The organism is Psychrobacter communis, from assembly GCF_014836505.1.
GTDB lineage: Bacteria > Pseudomonadota > Gammaproteobacteria > Pseudomonadales > Moraxellaceae > Psychrobacter > Psychrobacter faecalis.
The window spans coordinates 1-1,376 of sequence record NZ_JACSQR010000077.1; the positions used below are offsets into that span (position 1 = coordinate 1).

The 1,376-nt window shown below is 42.4% G+C and carries 1 protein-coding gene; it reads right to left on the reverse strand.

Features of this window, described 5'->3' with window-relative positions; all coding sequences use genetic code 11:
• On the reverse strand, positions 1-1,137 hold a 1,137-nt coding region (locus H9653_RS12335), incomplete at its 3' end, for a MobA/MobL family protein (protein ID WP_191692583.1).
• Positions 1,138-1,376: the final 239 nt, after the last annotated feature.

Sequence of the window (1,376 nt, forward strand, 5' to 3'; positions counted from 1 at the left end):
GGCCTTCTCTGCCGCTTGCTGCTCTAGTCGCTCTTGTGTGGCCTTCTCTGCTGCTTGTGCTGCTATACGCTCATTAATTTTTTGATCAGCACTTGTTGCGAGTTGTTTGCTTGCTTCAACTCGCTGTTTGCTTTCGTTAGTGAGTCGTTTGCTTTCTTCAACTCGCTGTTTACTTTCATTAGTGATGTATTTGCTGTAATCAGTTCCATTTGTCGCCTCTCTAATCGCGCTATCGAGAGAGAGTTTCGCTCCTCCTGATCTATTAACCCTTGATCTATCCGTTTTAAATCTTCGTTGATAGCTGTCAACTGCTCTACTTGCTCTATCAACTGCTTCACTTGCTCGCTCATGTAATTCCTTATCAATTTTTCTTAACTCATTAACAATATTAATAGCCTGGCTATCTGATTTAGCGTTTTTAAAACCTGCTCTAGCGGTGAGTAGATCAGTATAGATGTCTTTAACATCTGCGCGTTTAATTTGCTGCATTGATAGGTTGACTGGCTCTCTATCAATCCCTTGTTCTTTAAGGGTTTTCATGCTGATTCTAGCGTCTGATCCCGCCAATTCAAGATGCTGATTACACAATTTCTCCCAGCGATCGCGCTGTTCTTTTAGCTCTAACTTTCGCTCATCTGCGAGCTTGGGTTCATTAGCTTTTTTACCTCCTCCGCGCTCAGGATTTTTGCTGTTGTATCTCTTGAAATAAGTGTCAGGATCGCGCTCTATACCATCTCTTAGGCGCTCGCTAAACATAATATGAGCGTGCGGCTGTTCGCCTCCATCAAGCGCTAGCGGATTATGTATAGCGTACTGATAAGCGTGTTTTTCTCCAATCTCTTGCTCAATCCATTCTTTGATTAGCTCATGTCTTTGCTCTGGAGTTAGCTCACGAGGTAAGGAAATCACATGCTCTCGATATGAAGTACCATTTTTACGCTCATGTTCATCGGACATTTTCCAGAAAAAATTCGGATCAGCTTGCGCCCAATCAGGCATATTGCCGCTACCTGTTGCCTCTAACTTTTCAATTTTTTCATTATGCTTCGCGTATTTTCCTTCCCTCGCTATGTACATAGCATGAGGGCCTGCTTTTCCTTTTGGGCCTACGCCTACACTTAATCTACCGATTGCCATTTTTTTGCTCTTTTCGTTTTTGTCAGGCTTTGCCTGATGTAGTTTTCAAACGGGTCTTTTCCCGTTTGACACGCTAGTTTCTCATCATGTAGCGAAGCGGAATGAGGAGAAACTACTAAGCGTGCCTTATCTTCCTCAGATAAGGGAAAAACATATCGCTACACAAATATTATCATAGAATGCTAGGATCATGTGAAGCCTAAAAAATAAGGAGTAATTGAATTATGGCTAACATCGAC